Origin of the sequence: Pseudoalteromonas sp. MMG005 (assembly GCF_018101015.1) — a bacterium.
In the GTDB taxonomy this organism is placed as follows: domain Bacteria; phylum Pseudomonadota; class Gammaproteobacteria; order Enterobacterales; family Alteromonadaceae; genus Pseudoalteromonas; species Pseudoalteromonas aurantia.
Genome location: NZ_JAGJEK010000019.1, coordinates 44,684 through 66,266, shown reverse-complemented (window position 1 = coordinate 66,266; position 21,583 = coordinate 44,684). Strand labels below are relative to the sequence as shown.

Annotated in this window: 16 protein-coding genes; 3 read left to right on the top strand and 13 right to left on the bottom strand. The window is 42.3% G+C overall.

Annotation, left to right across the window (positions count from 1 at the left end; translation table 11 throughout):
- The first annotated feature begins 102 nt into the window (after nt 1-102).
- Both J8M01_RS15690 and J8M01_RS15685 read left to right on the top strand, forming a co-directional pair.
- Nucleotides 103-1,119, top strand: a complete 1,017-nt coding sequence (locus tag J8M01_RS15690) for a YHYH protein (protein ID WP_211058630.1) — start codon at nt 103-105, stop codon at nt 1,117-1,119.
- Nucleotides 1,120-1,176: 57 nt separating this feature from the next.
- Nucleotides 1,177-1,716 (top strand): hypothetical protein, encoded by a 540-nt coding sequence (locus tag J8M01_RS15685; protein ID WP_211058629.1) that lies wholly within the window; start codon nt 1,177-1,179, stop codon nt 1,714-1,716.
- A 130-nt stretch (nt 1,717-1,846) separates the two neighbouring features.
- Here J8M01_RS15685 and J8M01_RS15680 read toward each other — a convergent pair whose 3' ends face one another.
- The 7 genes from J8M01_RS15680 to J8M01_RS15650 all read right to left on the bottom strand — a co-directional run bounded on the left by J8M01_RS15680 (nt 1,847) and on the right by J8M01_RS15650 (nt 13,330).
- Complete coding sequence (locus tag J8M01_RS15680; protein ID WP_210996910.1) at nt 1,847-2,323, bottom strand: DUF1456 family protein; 477 nt, start codon at nt 2,321-2,323, stop codon at nt 1,847-1,849.
- Between the two features lie 142 nt (nt 2,324-2,465).
- Nucleotides 2,466-3,203 (bottom strand): prephenate dehydratase domain-containing protein, encoded by a 738-nt coding sequence (locus J8M01_RS15675; protein ID WP_211058628.1) that lies wholly within the window; start codon nt 3,201-3,203, stop codon nt 2,466-2,468.
- Nucleotides 3,204-3,473: 270 nt separating this feature from the next.
- A complete protein-coding gene (locus J8M01_RS15670; RefSeq protein ID WP_211048081.1) occupies nt 3,474-4,607 on the bottom strand; it encodes an ABC transporter permease in 1,134 nt (377 codons plus the stop codon).
- Nucleotides 4,607-5,341, bottom strand: coding sequence for an ATP-binding cassette domain-containing protein (locus tag J8M01_RS15665; RefSeq protein WP_192507885.1), 735 nt, complete (start codon nt 5,339-5,341; stop codon nt 4,607-4,609). The genes J8M01_RS15670 and J8M01_RS15665 overlap by 1 nt, the downstream gene beginning before the upstream one ends.
- Nucleotides 5,338-6,870, bottom strand: a complete 1,533-nt coding sequence (locus J8M01_RS15660) for an alpha/beta hydrolase (RefSeq protein ID WP_211058627.1) — start codon at nt 6,868-6,870, stop codon at nt 5,338-5,340. Before J8M01_RS15660 ends, J8M01_RS15665 begins: the two co-directional genes overlap by 4 nt.
- Nucleotides 6,871-7,121: 251 nt before the next feature.
- Complete coding sequence (gene topA / locus J8M01_RS15655) at nt 7,122-9,764, bottom strand: type I DNA topoisomerase (RefSeq protein ID WP_211058626.1); 2,643 nt, start codon at nt 9,762-9,764, stop codon at nt 7,122-7,124.
- Between the two features lie 248 nt (nt 9,765-10,012).
- Nucleotides 10,013-13,330 (bottom strand): hypothetical protein, encoded by a 3,318-nt coding sequence (locus tag J8M01_RS15650; protein WP_211058625.1) that lies wholly within the window; start codon nt 13,328-13,330, stop codon nt 10,013-10,015.
- A gap of 166 nt (nt 13,331-13,496) precedes the next feature.
- On the opposite strand from J8M01_RS15650, the gene J8M01_RS15645 reads away from it, so the two are divergent.
- Entirely contained in the window at nt 13,497-14,822 is a 1,326-nt protein-coding gene (locus J8M01_RS15645; RefSeq protein WP_211058624.1) for a dicarboxylate/amino acid:cation symporter, read from the top strand.
- 74 nt (nt 14,823-14,896) lie between these two features.
- Here the strand turns inward: J8M01_RS15645 and J8M01_RS15640 are convergent, their stop codons facing one another.
- The 6 genes from J8M01_RS15640 to J8M01_RS15615 form a co-directional block, all read right to left on the bottom strand.
- Nucleotides 14,897-16,066 (bottom strand): cystathionine beta-lyase, encoded by a 1,170-nt coding sequence (locus J8M01_RS15640; protein ID WP_211058623.1) that lies wholly within the window; start codon nt 16,064-16,066, stop codon nt 14,897-14,899.
- A gap of 11 nt (nt 16,067-16,077) precedes the next feature.
- Entirely contained in the window at nt 16,078-16,992 is a 915-nt protein-coding gene (nudC, locus tag J8M01_RS15635) for an NAD(+) diphosphatase (protein WP_211058622.1), read from the bottom strand.
- A gap of 189 nt (nt 16,993-17,181) precedes the next feature.
- Complete coding sequence (gene nagB, locus J8M01_RS15630) at nt 17,182-17,976, bottom strand: glucosamine-6-phosphate deaminase (RefSeq protein ID WP_210996919.1); 795 nt, start codon at nt 17,974-17,976, stop codon at nt 17,182-17,184.
- A 239-nt stretch (nt 17,977-18,215) separates the two neighbouring features.
- Nucleotides 18,216-19,343 (bottom strand): DUF5009 domain-containing protein, encoded by a 1,128-nt coding sequence (locus J8M01_RS15625; RefSeq protein ID WP_210996920.1) that lies wholly within the window; start codon nt 19,341-19,343, stop codon nt 18,216-18,218.
- A gap of 66 nt (nt 19,344-19,409) precedes the next feature.
- Entirely contained in the window at nt 19,410-20,534 is a 1,125-nt protein-coding gene (gene nagA / locus J8M01_RS15620) for an N-acetylglucosamine-6-phosphate deacetylase (protein ID WP_210996921.1), read from the bottom strand.
- Nucleotides 20,535-21,446 (bottom strand): BadF/BadG/BcrA/BcrD ATPase family protein, encoded by a 912-nt coding sequence (locus J8M01_RS15615; RefSeq protein ID WP_211058621.1) that lies wholly within the window; start codon nt 21,444-21,446, stop codon nt 20,535-20,537.
- Between the last annotated feature and the right edge of the window lie 137 nt (nt 21,447-21,583).

Below are 21,583 nucleotides of genomic sequence, written 5' to 3'. Positions count from 1 at the left end.
ACTGGATAGAAATAAATCACAATCAGTAAATGCCCTTGCATACTATTTGCACATTTCATTTTTATTGTTTGCTTATGCCCACTTTGCAGAGGATTTTATTACATGAAAAAATCATACTTTCCCAAACATAGTATCGTAAACGCCATTATAGGTAGCCTATCTGTCTTTTTGATTGCGTGTGGTTCCAGTAGTGGCGACACACCTTCTACTAGCGCAAGCAGCACCGCAACCCAAAGTGCCGACACCACAGTTACAACCCCAATATCAACAGACACAGGTACATCAAGCAGCAACTCAACAGACGCCATTTTGTGTGATTATCATTACAATGAGTTTAATAGTTCAGAATCGGTGTCTACCTCCAGTAACGCCGACTGGGCATGTACTGGCACACAACGAACGCTGGTCGCAAACGGTATTCCAGATCATATCGTCGGTACTTTTCCAAATCAAAACAACCCTAATGAAATAACTGAGCAGTCTGTTTCCATTGCGTATACCTTAACCCCAGCACATACCGTAACAGCAACGACATTAGGGGGACCACAAGGCGCAACAGGGTATGTACTCAACGGCGTAAAAATTGACGCAAACACTGCTGGCTCTTGTGATGATTCAGGTAATAGTTGTAGTTTGGTTGGTAACACCGGAAGTTGGCATATTGAAGCACTCGGTCAAACGAGTTTTAACTTTGGTACAGACCAAAACAATGCACATGTACAACCCAATGGCGCTTATCACTACCATGGCATGCCTGAGGGGTTTATTGCACTGCGTGGCGGAAGTGAAACCACCATGACGTTAATTGGCTGGGCTGCTGATGGCTTCCCTATATACGCAAGATATGGTTACACAGATGCAAATGACAGCTCATCGTCGTTAAAAACACTACAAGGAAGTTATGAGCTGATCACTAACATAAGTAGCACCCGCCCTTCCGTTGATACGTACCCTTTGGGTACATTTGCCGAGGATTGGGTTTACGTGGCGGGCTCTGGTGATTTAGATGAGTGCAACGGCCGAGAAGGTGTCACGCCTGAATTCCCCAATGGTATTTATCACTATTACGCCACAGATAGTTACCCATACTTTCAACGCTGTGTTAAAGGCGCTTTATAAAATACGCCTGTGTTAATTAAATAGCTTCACTTAAGTGATTCGATTAAGGAGCCACTCATGAATATACCACTGCCTTTTAACTTATTCGCCATACTGATATTCTCTACGAGCCTATTTGTACCTCAAACGTCCTCGGCCCACTTAATGGTGGCGCAAAATGGAACATTAAATTTTAACAATGCGGGGGCGTACTTGGTCCTGTCATTACCCATTTCAGCATTTGATGGGTTGGATAGTGATAAAGACGGTAAAGTCACACTGATTGAGTTCAACAATCATCGTTCATCATTGATCGCACAAATAAAAAACGCCATATTCACTATGGCGCATACGCAAAAGATTCTCTTAAACAACATCGTGCTTGCACCACAACGCCCTCATAAATATCAAAATAATAGTGATCTGATTGAAATTACAGACATTATAATTATGGGTATGTTTCCCGTAACTTATCAGAAAAACACGCTCCAATTTCATAACCTGCTATATGGGAAGGCAGCGCAAGAAAAATTAATAACTCTATCCGTTACAAAAAATCACACGACGAAATTAAATCAATTTGACTTATCAATGACTCAACCTTTTTGGGACCTATAACCTCGGCTTTAAGAGCAAAACCACACCCATACTACACAACGCGTCATCAGTATGGAGATTTGTAATCAGGTATTGAATATCTATGAAGTTTATTGCAGTAGCAGAGGTGTATCGCCTCTGCGCTGTTCATTCACTCTACATTGTCAACCGATGGGTTAAATTGACACTGAAGTGCTTGTAAAAAGTGATGGAGCATCTGATCCTTGCATACTCGATAATGCTTATTACCGGGTTTACGAAAAAATGCACTCAGCTCATGTTTACTCATTTGAACATCGACCAATTGCAGAAGGTCTAATATATCTTCTGCTTTCAAGTTGAGTGCAATCCGCAGTTTTTGAAAAATCATATTGTTATTCAAGCTATTTTCTGGCTTTGCTTGCTCACCTGCTCGTTTACCGCGCTTCAAATCAATAAAGCCATTAAGAAACGACGATAACTCTAGATCAGCCAACACACTAAAACCCTCTTCAGCGTCCTGTTTGAGCCAGCCTGTCACTTGTTCATTGGTCACTTTAACATCCGTCAGGGAGAACACTTCTATTACCTGATTATCGCTTAAATCAAAGGTATAACGTACACGTCGTAAAACATCATTATTATTCAAAACAGATCCTGATCACTCAATTAGTTCTTCACAATCGACACGATTGTGAGATATTTTCAATCTTACCAGAATCACAGCTTAACCCCTATTTATTACGTGTAACTCATGGATTGAGTCATGAATTGATAGTACCTAACCCTGCTTAGAGTGCTCTACCTAGGGTAATTGCATGACTTAGCGCTTTCCGTGCTTGGTTTATGGTGATCATCTCAGTCCGCTTGTTAACTTTCATCAATAAGAAACTTGTTTCATTGTGTTTGTTGTCTTGAATGCCCTTTGCTATGACAGATAAGTGCGGGTACGTTTCCACCAAAACACAAGAACCAACTGCGACACCGCCTATACCCAATAGCCGTTTTGACACTCGTTCAGCCGCTGCAGATGTTCCGTTTGGTACGGCCAGCTCAGGTACACCTACCTTGGCTTTCCACTCTTTAATTTGTTTCAGTGCTGCTGGGTGTGATGCAATAACACTGATCTCCTTATTATTATTAACATCATCAATATGCATCAGTGCACACATCTCAATTGGCGTCGTTATAAATCCAATGACATCAACTATGCGGTATTGCTGTACCGCTGTTATAGTCGCATCCACCAACTTTCCTGGAATCGTTGAGTTTTCAACAGCACTAAATGCCCATGTATTTGTATTATGTGCTTGCTCAAAGGTATGACTGGGCGTACCTGCAAAATTCACTGGCATTTTTAAAGCACTCTGCTGCGCAAATAATTGGTTTATTGCGGCATCATTGAAGCTACCAGCCGAAGCTTGAACGTAGACTTCTCGCTTTTCAAGCGCTGCAGTACTAAAAGACAACATCCCGATTGTTATACTGTAAAGTACAATAACAGCAACACCCAGCTTAATTTTTATCATTCAACCACTCCATTTACAAAACTAGTTAGCGTGCATATTTAACAAAATAATTTAAGCCCTTGCAGCAAATTTAAGCGATTGGTGGAATAACTGTCTATGCTCATAATCTATGATTAGCCTCAATCCCCAATATTTCGCTGATACAATTAACAATATAACTTAACCAACCCCAACTTAATGACAAGTTATCCACTTTTTCTGTGGATAACCAAGCATGAAAAAGCACTGCAATTGCAGTGCTTTTTCATGCTTTATGTCAAATAAAGTCAGCTATAAGCCAAATACCACCTTCTCACTTTTTAGCATACGACTGCTTAGCCAGCTAAACAGAGCAAAGAGTACCAAAGTCACTATAGTAGATATAACTAGCTGTGGCACCGGTAACGGGTTACCTTTAATAAACTCAATCATAGCGTGTTGCTGGGCGGCAATCGGTAACCACTGAACAACCTCAGTACCAATGTCATACGTCGTTACCATACTCAACCCCATTGGCACAAACAATACCATCGTCACATACGTTTGCGCTTCTTTGAATGACTTAGCCATAAAAGAAACAAATACCTGTAAACTGGCAGACATGAGCGCAATGGGTAATCCAATCACCATACATAGCAATATAAAATCAATACCGAGGTTTACACTGAACCCTAATTGCTCCCATGGCACCATGGCGTAAGCAAATTTAGACACCACAAGAATGAGTGCTAACCCTAACATTGAGTATGTTGCAATTGCGCCTGACTTGGCCAATACGATTTGCATACTACTCAACGGATGACTCAGTAGCAGCGCCAGTGAATTTCTCTCTCTTTCACCTGCACTGGTATCAATCGCAAGGTTCATCGCCGCGTAAAACAGTGTAAGAACAATAGACAAGGTCGCGATACCTAGAAACATCCCCCCTTTTGACTCTGGGGTTGCCTGATCATTCACCTGCACATTAACGGCTCGCATTACTGTTGGGTCAATCCCTCTCGACAATAGTCTAAGACTCGCAATTTCGCTGTTGTACTGCATCAGTGATCGTTCTAATTGAGCAATCGATTTGCGTAACTTATCATCAGATTTATCCGCAATAATCGTCACTTGGGCACTGCGCCCTTCACTCATTTTTTGCCGATAATTCTCGCTGATCTCTAAGGTTATAGCCTTAACATCTTCATCTGTACTATGCTTTATTTCTTTAGCATCTAGATATTGAATGAGGGATGGTGCCACATCTGCGTTACTAATTGTGATCTTGAGCTCGTCCGGAGATGCAAATTGCTTTAACATTATCGAAAATAACACACACATCAAAATAGGCGAGCCTATCGCATAGTATAATCCAGCCATCACTGAGCGTTTATCACGGCCTGCATCCAGCACTTCTTTTTTAAACAATACAGTAAGTAACTTCATTACGCTGCTATTCCTTCATCACTGCCGATCAGTTCTATAAATGCTTCTTCTAACGTTTGTTTGCCTGTGCGTTCACATAAAGACTCGGGAGATCCCTCTGCGACTACTTTACCTTTCGCCATCACCACAACGTGATCACATAAAGCCGCGACTTCTTGCATCACATGACTCGAAAAAAGCACACAGTGCCCCTGCTCTTTTAGCATCTGCAGCAAATCACGCAATATACGTGTACTCATTACGTCAAGTCCTCGAGTGGGCTCATCTAAGATAATATTGGTGGGCTTATGCACAATTGCTTGGGCAAGTGCAGTTTTCATATGTTGCCCTTGCGAGAAACCTTGGCAACGCCTATCTGCAATATCTTCCATTTTCAACTTCGATAACACGTCAGTTGTTGCTTCTTTGGCACCATCGATATCCATACCACTGAGTTGTGCAAAAAACTCGACATATTCACGAGGTGTTAAACGCTCATATAAACCACATGGATCTGGGAATAAACCCAACTGCTGCTTTGCTTGCATTGGATCTTTAGCAACATCAATCCCATCAATTTCTGTGTTACCGCTATCTGCTTTTAATAACCCAAACACCGTACGAAGACAGGTTGTTTTTCCTGCACCGTTTGGCCCTAGCAACCCTGTTATTTTGCCATTTTGGGCGCTAAAGCTCAGACCGTTTAACGCATTCACCGAACCAATTTTCTTCGTTAAATTATTGACTGATATCATGAGTTATCTCCTTTTTTCTCAGGATCATTGCTTACATCTACGTGCGGTATCGCGCCATTTAAATTCATAAAAAATTGTTTTGTGTTATTTTTCTCTAAGCAACTGGCATCTAATGTCTCAGCGCTTTTTTTATTAATAAATTCGCTGACCAGTTTTGCCGCACATGTTTGTGATACCACGCCATGGGTTGCAGTCGGAGCGATTAAATGGCGCGCATTTTTCATTTCAGCCATCGTCAAGTCCGCCCACTTAGGCGGTGTTGCAGGGTCGACTCCTCCAGAGAGTAACAAAGTCGGCGTATCATTATTTAATGGCTTATAAAAACGCTCGTCAACAGCTTGAGCCTGCCAAATTGGGCAACTAACATCCAGCCCTTCAATCATCAGTTTGCCAAAATAATTCTGTTCATATTGCTGTCTTGACGCGGCGGTTAGCCGAGGCCAATCTTCAGCACAAACAATAGCGCTATGCATCCCAAGTGCCATGCTGTCACTCATATCGGATGATGACAGTAACCCAACCAAAGGTGAATAATCACCAGCTAAAGCTTGTTTTATCGTCAAAGGGATCAAAGCACGTGTGCTGTGGCTATATAGTGCCATCCGAAGCGCTGAAAATAGTTTTAGTCTTGTAACTACCAGCTGAACTTTTTCATGCGTACGAGGGTGCCTCACTGTAACCTTTGCCGGTGCTTCATCGAGCCGAGTTAACAACACCTCAAGCTGCTTATCCAAATTAGGGAACTGTTTTGTACACGCTTTATCTGATGCACAACGCGTAAAAAGCGCAGCCATTGATGTGTCAATTGCACTGCCTATCGCTGATAAGCTTTGCTGCATCGGCACAACACCATCTAATGTGCTAGTTAATACCACATCAGGAAACTGCCGAGTATATTCTTGCGCAATACGCGTCCCATAAGAAACACCGTACAAGTGCAGGCCTTTATAACCTAATGCTTTACGAACCGCTTCAAAGTCTTTCGCTGCTATGGGGGTAGAAAAGTAACTTAAGTCGATATTCAACTCGCTTTTGCAACGGAGTGTATCTTCTTTTCCTAAACGATTCAGGTCTGCTGTCATATCATTAAAAGCAAACTGAGCAACTAAATCATCTGATTCGCACTGAAGTTTATACGATTTCCCAGTACCACGTTGATCTACTAATAAAATATCTCGATTCTCACGTGCGTAACGCAAATTTCGATTGAAAATTGCAGCCAATTCAATCGCGGATTGTCCTGGTCCACCAGCAAAACCTAGCACCGCTTCCGTGGGGTTACTTTGTTTAATTGCTGGAATAATTGCAAAATGAATGTCAATTTCGCCAGCATCTGCCTTATCATCTGAGAGTGGCCGTTTAATACTGCCACAAAGTAACCTATCTGCGAGATTTTCTACGTAGCACGGTGTTAATGTCGGCTTTTCGTCAATATGCGTGTCTGCTAACACACCCACATTCATACCTAAACAGGTAAAAAGTATAGATAACGGTGCTAGACCTGATTTGAATTTTTTTACTGAATGCATTATTAATTTTTCCTAATTGCATTAAACATCAGCTTAGTTGGCTTTAGTTTTGGTCTGTGTATCATTACAGAAACATGAGAGTAATGATGCCTCTGCACAATGTCAACTTGATAGCTAAGCACCTCGCTTTTAACCACCCAAAGCTCCTCGCACTTTTTCTCACTCTGCACTTTAATACATTGCCAAAAGCCAACCTATATCAGATACAATAAAGCCGGGATAAACCCGGCTTTATTTTTTAATGACTAAAATCACTTCTTTTTCTTTTTAGTCACTTTTTGTTCGATCACCCACTTACCTTTATCAAGCGTCGCTTTCCAACCAGTGGCTTTGCCCTCAACTTCAGTCATAACATATTGAGTTTTCGTTTTTCGAGAATAACGAATAACGGCCAAGTTACCATCATCATCCTGTTCAGGTGCATCTGCCAAATAGTAAAACTTTGGTGAGATCCGATCTCTAAAACGCTTAAGTTCAGCGACTTTAGGGGCTCTGGTTTCCCTAGATTTCGGGAATGTATGCGCCGCTAAAAAGATCCCCGATGCACCATCTCGCAACACAAAGTAGGCTTCAGATTTTTCACATTCCAATTCAGGCAGGTGAACAGGATCTTCTTTTGGTGGCGCAGCTTCACCGCTTTTAAGCAATTTACGGGTGTTTTTACATTCCTCATTGGTACATCCAAAGTACTTACCAAAACGGCCTGACTTTAATTGCATTTCTGATTCACATTTATCACACTCGATAACTGGACCGTCATACCCTTTAATTTTAAAGGTACCCTGCTCAACAACCACACCGTCACATGCCGGATTATTACCACAAACGTGTATCTTGCGTGTTTCATCAATAAGATATGAATCCATCGCAGTTTCACACACTGGGCAACGCTTCATTTGCATTAAGGTTTCGGTTTCAACATCTTCCACATCAGCTGCAACGGCTTCATCACCAGACACCAAGTTCATCGTCGTTGTACAGCGCTCTTTTGGTGGTAAGTTATAACCTGTACAGCCTAAGAACACGCCTGTAGACGCAGTACGAATACCCATTTTTCTGCCACACGTTGGGCAGTCTATATCAGTTTCAACCATGACATTTTGACGCATACCGCCTTCTGCTTCTTCACCACCAGCTGTTGTTAGCTGCTGAGAAAAGTTTGCATAAAACTTATCGAGCACTTGCGTCCAAACACGCTCGCCTTCTGCGATATCATCTAAACGACCTTCCATTTTTGCAGTAAAGTCAAAATTCATTAGATCATTAAAGTTTTCAACCAAACGGTCTGTCACTATCTCGCCCATTTTCTCAGCAAAGAAACGGCGATTCTCAACACGCACATACCCTCTGTCTTGAATGGTTGAAATAATCGCAGCATAGGTTGAAGGGCGACCAATGCCGCGCTTTTCTAGCTCTTTTACTAAACTTGCTTCACTAAAACGTGCCGGTGGCTTAGTAAAGTGCTGTTTCGGATCTAACGCGACTAAATTAATCTCATCGCCAACTGCAACTGCTGGTAATGATTGATCTTCTTCATTCTTTTTACGCACCGAAGGCTGAACCGCAGTCCAACCATCAAAACGCATCACTCGGCCTTTGGCCTTCAATGTATACTCACCTGCGGCAACAGACATCGTGGTTAAATCATACTCTGCAGGCGTCATTTGACATGCCACAAACTGACGCCAAATGAGTTCATACAGTTTTTTGGCATCAGCATCAACGCCTTCAACATGGCCTGACAATACCGTCACGCTAGATGGACGAATCGCTTCGTGTGCTTCTTGTGCGTTGTCTTTCGCGCTATATTTAATCGGGTTAGCTGGTAAATACTTATCTCCAAACTGTTCCGTAATATACTCGCGACACATAGACACAGCATCATTCGACAAGTTTGTTGAGTCAGTACGCATATACGTAATATAACCGGCTTCATACAAACGCTGTGCCAGCATCATGGTTTTCTTTACACCATACCCTAAACGCGTACTGGCTGCTTGCTGCATTGTTGAAGTAATAAAAGGCGCACTTGGCTTACTTTTACTGGGCTTTTCTTCAACTTTAACAACTTTATAATCACTCTTCTCAAGCACAGTGACCGCAGCAGTCGTTTGCTGTTCATTCACTGGTTTGAATGCACTACCTTGAAACTTGGTCACTTCCAATCGAATTGGTTGTGTACTGGCAGTTACATCTGCATGAATATCCCAAAACTCTTCAGGAATAAACGCTTTGATCTCGCGTTCACGCTCTACCAACAACCTCACAGCCACAGATTGCACTCGTCCTGCCGATAACCCGCGCGCCACTTTTTGCCACAATAGTGGTGAGACCATAAAGCCAACAACACGGTCTAGAAAACGACGTGCTTGCTGTGCATAAACCATATCGGTATTTAACTGACCAGGTGCCTCAAACGCTTGCTGAATCGCATTCTTGGTAATTTCATTAAACACCACGCGTTTATATTTTTCAGGTTCACCACCGATAATTTGTTCGAGGTGCCATGCAATGGCTTCCCCTTCTCTATCCAAATCGGTTGCGAGATAGATATGGTCAGCGTCTTCAGCGAGTTTTTGTAATTCTTGGACTACCTTTTCTTTACCCGGTAGTACCTCGTAATGAGGTTCCCAGCCTTTTTCTGGATCAATTCCCATGCGTGCAACAAGATTCGCATAATCTTTGTTTTTTTTGTAAATGGCCTTTTCTTCTGGCGCCATTTTGCGCACTTCCGCAGGGCTTTTGGTGGCAACTCCTTTGGTTTTACCTGCACCTGACGTCGGCAGGTCCCGTACGTGACCGACACTCGACTTAACAATAAAGTCTTTACCTAAATATTTATTAATTGTTTTAGCCTTTGCGGGAGACTCTACAATTACTAACGATTTGCCCATAGCTGCCTATTTTTGACCGTTCTTGTCTACGTTTTTGCCCATCACGGACGACTAATATTTATAGGTATATCTACAAACACCTATTGTTACAAGCTTTAAATACAATCTTTTAGCTGATCACTGATTAATTACACAACTTTTGTTGCAATTTCACTCAAAAACTATAAACCCTAAATTAAGCTGCGCAATATAAAGGAATAGATACAAAAATGCCAACCTGACAGGTTGGCATTTTTTCAAAACGACCGTTATCGATCATCCGTTATACTAATCCCTCTGGTAATTTTTGTTTCTGTATCACCATTTTTTATCAAAAACTCAATGGATAATGCCCCATCAAACTTTTTGTTCCCTTCTAATTCTCGGGTGAGGGTGACAACTGAAAACATAGTACGGTCAGAGTTTGTATTTGGGATTGTTTCCTGATGTGAATTCAAGCTTAACTCACCATTCGTTGCCGTAATCGTCACTTCTGTACCTGCGGGTAAAGGGTTACCAAACACATCAGAATAGTGAATGTAAACAACAAATCCCGTTACACCTTCATCGACTGTTACATCTGGGTCTGCGCTATTTGGATCATCAATTGTCGATGTCGATAAATCAATCGTATTAACATCGCAGAACCCTGAGTTGTCAGAGTTTTCTATAGTCGCTTTCACTAAGCCGCTTCTCGTTGATGTTGGGTCAAATGGCACAGATTGGCAATTTGCAGGAACATGAATTAAGTATGGTTCAACACCAGAAGCCGTTTTAGGAATAGAAAAACGAACATATGGTACGTCTCCTGACATAACCAGCTCAAGATTATCTCGTACTTCAATCAAATCACGTGTACACTCATTTGCTGCTTGTGCAGCTTCCGAGCATAACAAACCATTATATTTATCATCGGCAAAATCAAAGACGCCATTGTTGTTCAAATCTCGCCAGTCGTCATCATGCCCCCCATTGACCGTCGTTGTAGGCGTGCAAAGGCCTGTACCATTACGGCTACAGTTTTCTTTATCAAACACAGAGTTCTCGTTGGTATCTAAGAAAGCTTCGCTTAAATCAAATTCTTGGCGGTACTCACCAATGTCAAATAAACCATTTCTACGAACCACGGGGTCGTCTACTTCCAACGGATCATCTGACTCTTCGTCACGAAAATTCTCTTGTCCTTTAGCAACCGCAAGTATGCTAACACGCCCTCCCATCACCACACCATTTGGGTCGTTTTTGGCTCTAAGAATGCGAGTCCAACATGGGGCTGCAGTACCAAAATAGAGATCACAGTTTATTTCACCCGTTTTTGGGTTAGTCGCACCGATGCGATTTCCCCATTTAGCATCAGTAAATGGCCTATCTCCTTGGCTTCGCCATTGCACCGTACACGACGCATTGTCAGTGATACATTGAAAGGTATTTGTCCCATCAATACTGCCTATTGCTCCTTGTTCAGCTAATACAGTGGCTGTCACACCATCAGCATTAAATTGATTGAACTGATCACCAAAGAATACCGTGATATTTGAAATAACATTATTGTGATTTAACGAGTTACTATTAAGAATATCCGCACTTGCATCGAATGTATTCTGATCTGTCACACCAGAGCTTAATATTATTTGGGAAGAGACACTGTAAACTTGCTTAGACAATGGATATAAATGCAATGTTCCAGTTGGACAAATCGCATCAGCTGGCGTGTTTTTACAAAGTTCAACATCTTCTGCCCAACAAGAATAATCGTCAGTTGGGGCCGAAACTGCCAATATATCTAGATCAGCTTGTTGAATATAACAGGCACGTACGACCAAAGGCCCAGGCACAATACCAGACTTAACGGTGGTCTGCACTGAGCCTTCTGTGTTGGTATTACTGGTTCTTTGCGTGAGCGTTGCCAAACCTTGATTATCCGATAATTTAAAATCAACTCGCGCTCTAGGTACAGCTAACGAGTCTTCATCAAGTAATGTAAACTTTACTATAGACTGAGTTGGGATCCCCCCTTCACCTGGTGGAAGGGCTATAAATTGCTCCGTGACACTTTCAAATTTAATGGCTTGCACTGGCGCTGATAGCACAGGAATAACCGTACGTATGTTGAAATTTTTACCGCCAGTTTGTACGTTAACCGTGACATCATCATTACCTTGGCACCCAACTGCGCGATAAGTAGAACTTGCAATACCGTTAGCAGATTTAACCATGGCATCTAATGTGGCTTGGCCTGCTGTTGCACACGTCGATGAAAACTCCACATCGGTGGGAATATTGTAAAGGCTGCCCGACTCATCTCTGAGTGTGACGCTTATAACAGTGCTGCCGCCTGCATTTAACGAAACCACATTGCCATTTTCTATCGGCAAGCCATTGTTGATAGATAATTCCAGATCAGCGATGCCCACAGAGAAATTAATGGTACTTTCGACATTGTCAGCTTGCGCTGACGTCACTTTTAGAGTGCCTGCACCGCCTTCATTGCCTGGTTGTAGCTTTAACAAAGCCACGCCAAAATTGTCTGTTAACGCATTGCCTGACGAAGGTAAGGTTGTTCCTAACCCTGTTTCTACATTTACCAAACCGACCGCGACACCGTCGCCTGTTGGCGCGCTAGTTAAACGTATATATATATCTGCCAAATCATTAGATGAAATAGAGTTTACAACTTGACAACCCGATGCTGTATTTAACGGGTCAATCAAAACCTCATCACGGTTAGCATCCCAATTAGCATTACACCCCGTTAATAATTTAACATCGAGTAAAAATTTCGTATCATCTTCAAGATTAGTGTCTCCAGATGAGAAAAACACATCCGACTTACTGATACTTTCATTGGTACTGGTATCTTGATAAGTGACCGTTACTCGACCAGCTCCTTTTGACTGACCACTGCCGAGTTCAAGTACTGCCAGACCCTGCTCATCTGTAATCGCTCGCTCCGTGCCATTTTTAATTTCACCTGTGAACTCTGTTGAAAATGATACAATTTGTCTCGCCAAAGCATTGCCGTCTTTTTGCAACGTCGCTCTAATAAACCCAGGATTGTCTTGAGTTACAGGATTGCTTTCAGTGAAAGGGAGATTCGCTTTATCCACCACTGAAACCGTTAACGTCACATCTCCTGACACACCAGAATCCGTTCCGCCTCCGCCGCTTGAGTTAAAATCAAAAAAACCCGTGACCGTTTCATCTGCTGCAACAAACGATACAGTCACTCGCCCTGCACCTTCGATTGCCGTAGGCGCCAAAGTAATAACGGCCGCACCATTATGATCGGTCAGTACAGTCCCTGAGGAGGGGGTCATGGTCGCAAACTGGTCTGTGGTAAAGGTGACCCTTACATCGGTTTGAATAATACCTTCTTTGGTTAACACTGCAGTCACGTCTAATGGCGCATCTACAGACACCCAGTTACTCTCCTCCTTGGTTTTACTGCTCTTCCCGCTAAGTGTAAATAGATATTCAGATGTGTCGCCATCACCACTATTATCATTCTTTTCAATTGAGCCACCACCACCGCAAGCAGTAAGCCACAAACTAAGCATCATAATGCTAAATACGCGCATTAAAGGCATTAAACCCTCTCCCTAGCTAAGTTTAAAGTTGTAATTTTTTATCATACTACCTTAGAAAGGTTCAAAAAATCACAGTTTTTTATCAATAAATTGTCGATTTATTTTGGCCTTGCGCGGTCAGCCTGTTAGGCTATGCTGATTTTCGATTACTTTAGTAACCTAAGTTATGCAAATAAATAATAAAATGAGCTTAACCACACGGATCATGATTGGTATGATCGCAGGTGTGGCTGTTGGTTTACTGCTTCAGGCCTTATTAGGCGACCAGAAGGAACTTTTTATTCCCCTCGGTCTATTTGATTTCCCCATAAAAAGTGTGTTTGTTGACGGCTTTTTCCATATTGGTGGACAAATCTTCATCGCCAGCTTAAAAATGCTCGTGGTTCCCCTCGTCTTTATTTCTTTGGTTTGTGGCACATGCAGTTTAAGCGACCCTAAAAAGCTAGGTCGACTTGGAGGCAAGTCAATCGGGCTATATTTAATTACCACCGCAGTCGCGATCACGGTTGCGATTAGCTTAGCGCTATTGGTGAGCCCTGGCGTTGGTCATGCTATTCCTACCAATGCTAGCTTTGACGCAAAGCAAGCGCCTACTTTGGTCGAAGTCATCATTAACATGTTTCCGACCAACCCAATTAATGCAATGGCTGAAGGTAACATGTTACAAGTCATTGTGTTTGCATTGCTATTTGGTATTTCCATGGCTTTAAGTGGCGAGGCGGGCAAACGTGTTAGTGCGGTATTTGATGATCTCAACACTGTGATTCTAAAACTTGTGACATTATTAATGAACTTAGCGCCCTACGGTATTTTCTGCTTAATGGCTAAACTTTTCACAACCATAGACATAGACTTAATTTATGCTTTGGCTAAGTACTTCTTTGTGGTTGTTGCTGCATTACTCATACATGGGTTTATCAACTACTCAATCATTCTAAAAGTCTTAACTGGGCTAAACCCAATTACGTTTTTGCGCAAAATGAAAGATGCTTGCCTATTTGCATTTAGTACATCAAGCTCATCTGCAACCATGCCTATCACGCTTGAAACAGCAACCAAAAAGCTCGGTGCTCATAATTCTGTCGCATCCTTCACCGTTCCACTAGGTGCCACAATTAACATGGACGGTACTGCAATTATGCAAGGGGTCGCAACAGTATTTATTGCGCAAGTTTTTGCTGTCGATTTAACTCTAAGCGATTATCTAATGGTTATACTGACCGCGACATTGGCATCAGTCGGTACTGCCGGTGTTCCTGGTGTCGGCCTGATAATGCTCGCAATGGTGCTCAATCAAGTTGGCTTGCCTGTAGAGGGAATTGCGATCATTATGGGGGTTGACCGCTTACTCGATATGACAAGAACAGCCGTGAATGTTACCGGTGACTGCATGGTGACCTGTGTGGTTGCGAAGTCGGAGAAAGAATTCGAAGTAGAGATATTTAACGACCCTAATGCAGCCAAAGCCTTGGAAGACCATAAGTCTCTTTAAGCTAGCTCAATATCAACGAAACATTGAAACAAAAAAAGCCGCTCATTTAGCGGCTTTTTTGTTTAGAAATATATTTAACAGTTCGCGTCGTAAACGGTTAATGCCTTCTCAAGATCTGCAATTAAGTCCTCAACATCTTCTAAACCAATATGCAAACGAATGATGGGACCCTCTTGCCAACCTGTGGTCGAACGTAATGCCGCCATGGATTTATTGGCCGTTACTAAACTTTCAAATCCCCCCCACGAGAAACCCATTTTAAAGTGATGTAAGCAGTCTAAAAGCGCATTAATGGCTTTTTGCGAGCCTTTTTTCATTACAAATGAGAACAATCCATTGCTACCTGAAAAGTCTCGTTTAAAGAACTCATGGCCTGGACAGCTCTCTAGTGCAGGGTGACGAACATGATCTACCAAAGGATGTGCAACTAGCCAATTAGCCACTTGCAGTGCAGCCTTTTCATGTTGCGCCAACCTAACTGGCATAGTGCGCAAGCCCCTCAAAGCCAAATACGCATCATCTGCCGATGTACATTGACCAAGTAAATAGGAGTGCTCCCTTAAAGTCGGCCAGTGTGCTTCATTGGCAACAGCCACGCCCATCATGACATCAGAATGACCCACGATGTATTTAGTTGCAGCTTGAATGCTAATGTCTACTCCATGGTCTAGTGGCTTATAATGCCAACCGTTACCATAAGTATTATCTAGCATCGTAATTAAATTATGTTGCTTAGCGACACTGACTAAACTTGGTACATCTTGAACCTCCATTGTAATTGAACCTGGCGACTCTAAAAATAACACGCGCGTATTAGGCTGTATTAATGTTTCAATTTTCGCACCAATCATAGGATCATAGTAAGTCGTTGTAATGCCTAATCCTAATAGAATTTTGTCACATAAATCCCGGGTCGGCTCATATGCAGTATCAACCATCAATAGGTGATCGCCTGACTTCAAAAATGACAGCAACGACTGACTAATCGCTGCTGCACCTGACGGATAAAGCGCACACCCTGCCGCATTTTCCAACTCCATAACCGCATCTTGCAACGCATAATGTGTATTCGTACCCCGTCGACCATAAAACAGCGTTCGATTTCCTCGGCCTTTAACCGCATCCTGTAGCTGCTCCACAGTATCAAACACCACGGTAGATGCACGTTGTACAACCGGATTGACAACCCCTTGTGTATACTGGCTCTTGCGACCAGAACTAATCAGTTTGGTATTTTTCTTCATATATTAAACCTTTAAGATGCTCGCCAATAATCGATAAGGTAGCGAGATATAGAGTCTTTACGCGTTAACTTAAATCCGGGCCCGTCATCTCCCCACTCTGTAAATGCATCAAGTTCAGTGCGGGAAAACCATTGGGCATGTTCTAATTCGTCTTGCTCAACCGCAATGTCTATCGTCGTTGCTTGAGCAATAAAACCCAGCATTAATGAGCTTGGAAATGGCCATGGCTGAGATGCTAAGTATTTGACATCATTAACATCAATGTTAGCCTCTTCTTTCACTTCACGAATCACTGCTTGTTCTAATGTTTCAGCAGGATCAACAAAACCCGCAAGCGTTGAATACACGCCATCTGGCCATTGTGATTGCCGCCCGAGTAGGCACCGCTCGATACCATCATTGAAGGTATGCGTAACCAGCATGATCACCGCAGGATCTGTTCTTGGAAAAGTCATGTGCTTACAATCTAAATTGCGACATTTACGCGCATGGCCAGCTTCAACACTGCGATTTTCTGTTCCGCATCTACCACAGAATTTATGGGTATTGTGCCAGTAGCACAGCCCTTTCGCGAGTACTCCTACTGAACCCATCTTTGCTGTGAGCTTAGGACCAATTTGGCGCATATCCACAAACTCACCGTTATCCGGTAATTCAATTGCATGTCTGTTTTTCTCATGAGTTATATCCAATGCAAAATAACTTTTCTCATCACTTACACCCAGAAAAATAGCATTATCTAGGTTTAATGCCCTAATTTGCTCAAACGACAATGTCAGCAATTCACATGCATGAGGATCCACTAGGTTTTTATCCTCATCTATTAACAACCAGCGGCTATCACTACGCATTTGCGCAATTATCCAGTCGTTACTTTTACGCTCACTGGAAGCGCGATTCAAATGCATTTGTGTGTAATGTAGCACAATCTGTTCCCTGTATATTATTTTGCTCAAAACTAACATAAGCAAAGATAAAGCAAAACCATTTCAACCCACTAACTTTTAATCACCCCTCTATAAATAATTTAATAATTAAGAGTTTCTTGTGTAAAGTCGAAAATTCAAGCAAAAAAAAAGCCCTTTCGGGCTTAAGTTCTCATGTATTTCATTGTGCTATAACGAGGCAAGGTATGCTTGCAGTTTTTGATTTTCGGCTTCTATGTGCTGATAAAACTCAATGTCTTTGAGTTTGCTTGCCGCAGCTGTATCAATCACAATCACTGCATCTCTATGCATTTGTAGAGCTGAAGCTGGACATGCTGCTGTAAGTGGCCCTTCAATCATGGCTTGAATCGCATCCGCTTTGTTCTCACCTGTTGCTAATAGCACCACTTTTTTGGCATCTAAAATAGTCCCTATACCCATCGTAATCGATAGATGTGGCTGGTACTCATCTACGCCAAAAAAACGCGCATTATCATCAATTGTTGCTTTCGTAAGCGTTTTTACTCGTGTTCTTGAGGTCAAACCTGATGAAGGCTCATTAAAACCAATATGTCCGTTACGGCCAATACCCAATAATTGAATATCGATGCCGCCTTTCTGCGCTATTCTTTCTTCGTATTCATGACATGCCGAAACGGGATTTTTTGCATCTCCAGGAGGCACAAAGGTGTTCGCATTATCGATATCGATATGATCAAAAAGCTGGCTATTCATAAAGTGACGATAACTCTGTAAATGACTACCATCAAGGCCCAAATACTCATCTAAATTGAATGAGGTCACACCTTTAAAACTCATTTCACCTGCTTTATTTCGCTCAATTAGTGCCTGGTACAAAGCGACAGGTGTAGAGCCTGTTGCTAACCCCAATATGGAATTTGCATTTTTATTTAGTTGAGCGGTAAAAATATCTGCGCCATAGGCTGCAACTTCAGTCGCATCATTTAGAATAACAATTTGCATAGTTTGAGCTCGATTTGAGAATTAGGAAAAATGGGATCTGAACCTTACTTCGCGTGCAATCAAAGAAAGGTCAGATCAAACCTAATTGGGATACATACTATTAGGCTATTACCATTATGACAACGCTGTCATTATTATCAGAAAATAACCGTTTGTAAAGTAAAAGTGAAAAAAGTTTTGTAATTACTTATTCAATCTTGTGAAGGCCTGACATTATAAGACCTTCACAGAGCCTTGATTTAAACGCTAACGAAGATTTTTCGACGATACATCCAATGTAATACCAATAACTGCACGGCAAGCAATGCCAAAACCGTTAGTAAAGGTTGCCATGCCTCTGACGCTCCCGTTACTACGCCACCAAAAACACTGCGCGCGATGAACGCCCAATCAACAAGCGAAGATGCCAAATAAATAATAATCGAGTTCGCACCGATAATCACAAACGGATACGCAAAGCGTTGCCCATCAAATACATCGACTAGGACATAAAACCCTGCGAGTAATATTGCGCTCCAGCCAACTGTTACGAGCACAAAAGAGCTGGTCCACAACTCTTTATTAACCGGGAAATAAATGTTCCAACCCCAGCCAAGTAATAAGGCGACTAAACCAAACCCGAGTAAACGGATAACACTATGCCATTGACCTACGGTATGAGCTTGCGCAATTAGCCGTCCGGCAAATACCCCTGCAATCGCGTTAACGATAGCTGGCAGACTCGACAATACACCTTCAGGGTCTACAGCACGATCTTGATAGCTAATCCCGGGTAGCAAGTGCTTATCAAACCATGCATTCCAACTTCCTACTGCCGATAAGTCACCCGCAACACCGCCGGGAACAGGGATAAAACATAACAGTAACCAATAACCAATCAATATTCCTCCCCCGATACAACCCAACATGCGAAGACTTGTATGCCAAACAAGTAACATGCAGAAAAACCATGCGATTGCAATTCGGCCCAATACACTGGCATACCGTATTTCATCTAATGCGACGGGCATACCTGTACCCCATCCATGGTTATATAATATCCCCAGTGCAGACAATAAAAATAGCCGCTTTAACGCTTTGTTGTAGTAACCTCTGCGTTCAGAAAAAGGTAAATGGTCAATACGTTTAGGAGACAATCCCATCGCTACCCCTGAGAGAAATATAAACAGAGGGAAAATCAGATCATAAAATGTAAACCCATGCCAAGCACTATGAAGCGTCTGCGCTTCAAATACTTTCCATCCTTGCCAACCCGTTAGTACAAATAACGCTGCAAATATTGATTGTCCACCTAAAATCCAGAACATATCCATGCCGCGCAGCGCATCCAACGAAGCCAACCGCTTTTTTTCGGTTTTTATTGTCATATTTTTATATACCTTACAAACAAAAAAGCCCCGCTATTACTTCAGCGGGGTTTTTCTCAGGGAGTGTTAAATCTGGCTTCCTGCAATAAATGTTGCTTTCGCAAATAACTGTTCATCTAGTACAACAAAATCAGCATCTGCACCTTCACGTAAATGTCCTTTACTTTTTAGGTTTAAATACTGCGCAGGATACAATGAAGCCATCCTTAGCGCTTCTGGAAGCGACACGTCTAAAGAATCAACCGTATTACGTACTGCACTTGCCATATCTAATACACTACCAGCGAGTTCTCCAGTCGTAGAGTTTAGCCTATCTCCGGTACGAATTACTTTTCTGCCATCAAAGAAGTCAAACTCCATATCATCGGTACCAACAGGTGGCATTGCATCTGTGACTAGAAGTATCTTGCCTCTTTGTTTGGTACGAAGAGCCAATTTTGCTGATGTGCTATGAACATGATGCCCATCAACAATAAGCCCACACCATGAATTATCATCCCACAAGGCCGCTCCGACGACTCCTGGTTCTCTAGACGTAAAAGGTGACATCGCATTAAATAAATGCGTAAACCCATCAACACCAACTTGCAATGCATTCATCGTCGTCTGAAAATCTGCATTTGAGTGCCCAACGCACACCTTCACACCTAAGCTAATTAATCGCTCTATATCTGCCAATGGTACCGTTTCAGGTGCCAGTGTGACCATTTTCACACCTAAATCTTGACGAGCATAAATCTCAAACTCTAACTCAGAAATAGGCCTAATAAACTGCTCACTATGCGTTCCCTTTTTCGGATGAGATAAATGAGGGCCTTCAAAGTGAATACCTAAAACTCCAGCCTGACCATTCTCAATTGCTTCTGCTATTGCTTGAGCAGCCTTGTCCATCACTTCGACTTTATCCGTAATTAAAGTGGGCATTAATGCCGTGGAACCGAACTTACCATGAGCAGCAACCATTCTACCTAAACACGCCGTCGTTTGTGCGGCATTAAAAAATGCACCACCACCACCATTCACTTGGACATCGATGAAGCCAGGTACAACCAAACCATCTAGTTCAATAACATCCTGACTCGATTCATCAACCTGGTAGCTTACTTTATTATGCTCCACTGCAAAAACGACATCTTTAAGAAAACCTTCACCGTCAAAGAGCTTGTTAGCACGGTACAATTGTCTACCCATTTATTTTACCTCACTTAATTGCTGCTCGACCGAGTGTATAGCAAAATATATTGCCCCCATCTCTGGTGGCTGTTTCGGTAATTCAACTCTATTAGCGATCTCTGGTGCTAGCCATTTATTCAGTGGCTCAGCAAGTCCCCCTATCATCGATAATCGGGGGGGATTATTTTCAAGCAAGCGCCGCGCTAGGTTACTAACGTAATCTGCACCTTGCTTTACAATTGCGAGTGCAACAACATCATCTTGTTCTGCAGCTGTAAATACAAACCGTGCTAACTTCGCATAACTACTCGAAGGTTGACCAGCCATTTGTTCAGCAATGCCCATAGCCGTTGTCGTATTAAAATGCTGAGTTAACATTGAGGATAATAACGTTGTTTCACCTAATTTGTCTAAATCAAGTAATGCTGCTTTGACAGCCTCTAATCCCATCCACGCGCCACTGCCCATATCACCTTGTGCAAAGCCATGACCACCAAAGTTCACTGTTTGACCATTGACAAGTGAAAAACCACAAGACCCTGTCCCTGTTATTATTACAGCGCCATCATCTCCCTCATGAGCACCTATACAAGCTGTATGCAGGTCTGTTGTTAAAAACATTTGCTGGAATGGATGATCCCATTGCATTATTTTGTCATACAAAGCGGGTAAATTTACACCAGCCAGACCTAAACCTGCATTTAACGAGTGAACCTGCTCTACATGTAAGCCCGCATCTTGCAGTGCAAGCTGGGTAGAGACCATAATTGACTCTAGAGTACGTTCAAGACCGTGCAACGGGTTTGCGGGACCTCCTAGCCCAGTGCCTAACACACCATGCTCTAAAGAATAGATAGTAGCGCGGCATTTTGTTCCTCCGCCATCTATACCTATATATAATTGGTCTTGTTGCACCTGTTTAGCCATCATGTTGCGACCTCTATAAAATGGGTTTTTGCTCAATTTTATTTATTTATTTACTGAGCGTTCAGTCATGTTGAATTAATGTTACACATAAAATGACAGCGTTGTCATTATATTTTTTTTAAAAATGCGTCACATTGAAA